The 4,035-nt window shown below is 50.1% G+C and carries 3 protein-coding genes; all 3 read right to left on the bottom strand.

Going from position 1 to position 4,035, the window contains the following annotated elements; genetic code table 11:
- Positions 1-217: 217 nt before the first annotated feature.
- The 3 genes from glpD to glpG all read right to left on the bottom strand — a co-directional run bounded on the left by glpD (position 218) and on the right by glpG (position 3,646).
- A complete protein-coding gene (gene glpD / locus BS639_RS24540) occupies positions 218-1,729 on the bottom strand; it encodes a glycerol-3-phosphate dehydrogenase (protein ID WP_084984645.1) in 1,512 nt (503 codons plus the stop codon).
- Positions 1,730-2,041: 312 nt separating this feature from the next.
- On the bottom strand, positions 2,042-2,800 hold the full coding sequence (locus BS639_RS24535; protein WP_055776011.1) for a DeoR/GlpR family transcriptional regulator: 759 nt from the start codon (positions 2,798-2,800) through the stop codon (positions 2,042-2,044).
- A gap of 9 nt (positions 2,801-2,809) precedes the next feature.
- Complete coding sequence (gene glpG / locus BS639_RS24530) at positions 2,810-3,646, bottom strand: rhomboid family intramembrane serine protease GlpG (RefSeq protein ID WP_055776014.1); 837 nt, start codon at positions 3,644-3,646, stop codon at positions 2,810-2,812.
- Positions 3,647-4,035 lie beyond the last annotated feature (389 nt).

Here is a 4,035-nt window from a genome sequence, read left to right as displayed (position 1 = left end):
CCCTGAGGGGCAGAGTTTCTAAGATGATCCCCTTCCCCTAAGGGCAGAGTTTCTAAGATGATCCCCTTCCCCTAAGGGCAGAGTTTCTAAGATGATCCCCTTCCCCTGAGGGGCAGAGTTTCTAAGATGATCCCCTTCCCCTGAGGGGCAGAGTTTCTAAGATGATCCCCTCCCCCTAAGGGGGAGGGTTAGGGTGGGGGCACAAGCGAAGAAGAACTTAAGACGCCAGCGACAGCCCTTTACGCTGCTGAGCGTGCTGCTTCAACCATTCGGCCACCCGTACCTGCTGCGGTTTGGTTAGCCACATACCCAGCTTGGTGCGACGCCAAATAGCATCATCAAGCTCGACGACCCACTCTTTTTCTACCAGATAGCGCAACTCGGCCTCATAGAAATCATGACCAAAGTTTTCACCCAGCGAATCAAGACCGGTCGCGTCGGCGAGAATAATCTCACTCTGGCTGCCGTAGGTGTGGGTGTAACGACGGGCCAGCGATTCAGGCAACCAGCCGTGGCGACGGCGCAATTCTGCCGCATAGCTCTCTCTGCCTTCGCCGATGTTGCCACCCGGCAGCAGGCCGTTTTTGGTCCACGCCGGACCCGCGTTAGGATAGTACTTCGACAGTTTCTCCATGGCGTGCTCGGCGAGCTTGCGATAGGTGGTCAGCTTACCGCCGAAAATAGACAGGAGTGGCGCTTTACCGTGGTCATCGTGAACGTCTAGGGTGTAATCGCGGGTGATCTTCTGCGCCGAATCCGACTCATCGTCACACAGTGGACGCACGCCTGAATAGGTCCAGACAATGTCTTCGCGCGTCAGCTGTTTCTTGAAGTAGCTGTTGTAGATTTTTAACAGATAGTTAATTTCGTCGTCGTCGATTTCTACGTTTTTCGGGTCGCCATGATACTCCACATCGGTAGTACCAATAATAGAGAACTCGTCCATCCACGGGATAACGAAGGCGATACGGTTGTCTTCATTTTGTAGAATGTAAGATTGTGGCTCACTGTGAACGCGCGGAACCACAATATGACTGCCTTTAATCAGGCGAATACCGTACGGTGATTTCAGCTTCAGGCCGTCGTCGAAGAGCTGTTTTACCCACGGACCTGCCGCGTTAACCAGGCCTTTAGCACGGAAGGTAAAGGTTTTACCGGTATCAATATCCTGAGCCTCAACTATCCACAGGTCGTTCTCACGCCATGCGCGATTCACTCGAGTGCGGGTACGAACCTCGCCACCGCGTTCTTCGACTTCCTGAGCGTTAAGGACGACTAAACGCGCATCGTCAACCCAACAGTCGGAATATTCGAATCCACGGGTTATTTCCGGCTTTAACACTGAGTTCTGGCCAAATTTCAGACCTTCACTGCCCGGCAGGCTGGTGCGTTTACCCAGATGGTCGTACATAAACAGACCAATGCGGATCATCCAGGCCGGACGTAAGTGTGGCTGATGCGGCAGACGAAAACGCATAGGGAAGGCAATGTGCGGTGCCAGTTTGAGCAGAACTTCACGTTCGGCCAGCGCTTCGCTGACGAGACGAAACTCATAGTGTTCCAAATAGCGCAGACCGCCGTGGATCAGTTTTGTACTGGCCGAGGAGGTTGCGCAGGCCAAGTCTTGCGCTTCAAGCAGCAGAACGGATAGCCCGCGGCCCGCCGCATCCGCAGCGATACCGGTACCGTTTATACCGCCACCAATTACGATCAAGTCTTTGGTTTCCACGTCATCTTCCTCCAGATGTTCGTTATAGCTCTTTAATGTTCGTTTTCGCTCATTATTGTAATCGATAACCAACAAACAAGCCAAGAGTTAACCAAATAAAAACATTCATGCGTGATGTAGGTAACATTTTTACCTAGATTTAACGAGAAGGGATGACAAAATGATGAAAATTTCATCCGGCTTTTCGTTATTGCGCGTTTTAGGGGCATCAAAGGAGGTTAAGCGAACAACAATGAAAGCGGAATAATAGAAGGAATTAGACGGGTGTGGCCGGGAAGTCATGAGGCACTTCCCGGCATTTATCTATGCTAGTTAGCAGAGTTCTAACTGAACTTCATACTTGTTAATCAGCGCCATCACGCTTTCCGGTGGCTTCTGATCGGTAAACATATAGTCGATAAGACTCATATTTCCGAGGTTAACCATCGCGTTACGCCCAAACTTGGAATGGTCGGTTACCAACATCACATTGCGCGAGTTCTCGATAATCGCGCGTTTGATGCGCGCTTCATGATAGTCAAACTCGAGCAGCGAGCCGTCCATATCAATTCCGCTTATCCCCAGAATGCCGTAATCAAGGCGGAACTGAGAGATAAAGTCGAGCGTAGCTTCGCCCATGATGCCGCCGTCGCGGCTGCGTACTTCGCCCCCGGCCAACAGAATGCGGAAGTCCTCTTTTGAGGTTAGCAGCGTGGCTACGTTGAGGTTGTTGGTCACGATCCGCAGGTCACGATGATTAATCAGCGCGTGGGCGACCGCTTCCGGCGTGGTGCCGATATCAATAAACAGCGTTGAACCATCGGGTATCTGGCTTGCCACGCGGGCGGCAATGCGTGCCTTTTGGTCAGACCACATTACTTTACGGTCATTATAGGCGGCATTGACCGAACTCGAAGGCAGTGCCGCACCGCCGTGATGACGATGAATCTTGTTCTGTTCGGCCAAATCATTGAGATCGCGCCGAATCGTTTGCGGGCTGACGGCAAAATGCTCAACCAGCTCTTCGGTACTGACATAACTTTGCTGACGCACCAGCTCGACAATGGCGTCATGACGTTGTGTTTGTTTCACCTAAATCCCCTAGCTGCGTTTTATGCGTGGCGTACGCGTATCGCAAAAAGCCATGATAAGACCCACGACCAGACCAAACACATGCGCGGCGTTGGCGATTGCGAGGCCCATCACATTAAAGTAACCCAGCACCAGCCAGGCGATAGCGAAAACCATCAAACCTCGCGGCAGGGAGAGCTGGCTTTCAGGTTTAAGTTCGCCCGTAAGCCACACATAACCCATCAGCGCATAGACTACGCCTGACAGACCACCGAAATATATACCGCTGAAAATAGACTGTCCCCAGCCGCTAAGCAACGCAGAAATGACAGCGATAGTAAACAGTTTGCCGCTGCCGAGGCGTTTTTCAACGGGGCCGCCCAAATACCACCACCACATCACATTAAAGAGAATGTGCATCAGTGAAAAATGCAGGAAGGCCGGGGTGAACCAACGCCAAAGCTCAGCGTATTGACTGCTGTCAATGGGCCAGGCAAGCCACTGCATCACCATCTGGTCGCCGTAAATCTGCTGAATAATGTAGACCACGATGCAAATGATCATCACTGCCATCGTCAACGGTCCGGCCTGGCTACGAATTCTCTGCCAGTATGAGTAGTGCTCATAGCTAAGTTTGGTTTGGGTATTACCCGTGCTCCAACTCGCTGCCTGATAACGGGGATTTAAAGGATCTTTTATAAACATCGCCAGTTCAGCTTCAGCTTCCTCCAGCCTTGATTCATCCTCAAGCCAGATTTGGACTTCTTGTCCCTCGTGCTTCACCTGCAGCTGAACGCCACGCGTTGCCATATGATCGACAAACGCCTGCGCGATACGGGGGTTTGTCAGGCTAAAAATTCTTATCATATTGTTCCGCTGATCCTGTAATCTTCTGATTTTGAATGAATATTATACATTAACGCTAATGCAAAGGTGAGGATTAACCCCTGACAAAGGACAATTGATTATAACGTCAGCAATCTTCGCTGTATGCCAGATAAATGACTATTAATGTGTCTGAAGAGCCTGACAAAATCTGCAGGGCGAGCATTTCATTTTACCTGTCTGAATGACAGACGGCTGTGAACGATAAAATCACGTTTTTTATATTTTTTAGGGTGAACTCATTCATCGGTTTAATCGAGTATGTAACGTCCGTCGAGGTTTTACTGAATTAATAAACTGAGATCACAAATATATGAAAATAATTTGACAAGTAATGTGTGATGTAAGAAATGTATTGCATTCAAAAATAC

This window comes from Rouxiella silvae, from assembly GCF_002093625.1.
GTDB classification, from domain to species: domain Bacteria; phylum Pseudomonadota; class Gammaproteobacteria; order Enterobacterales; family Enterobacteriaceae; genus Rouxiella; species Rouxiella silvae.
This window is presented reverse-complemented; position numbering and strand designations above follow the sequence as displayed.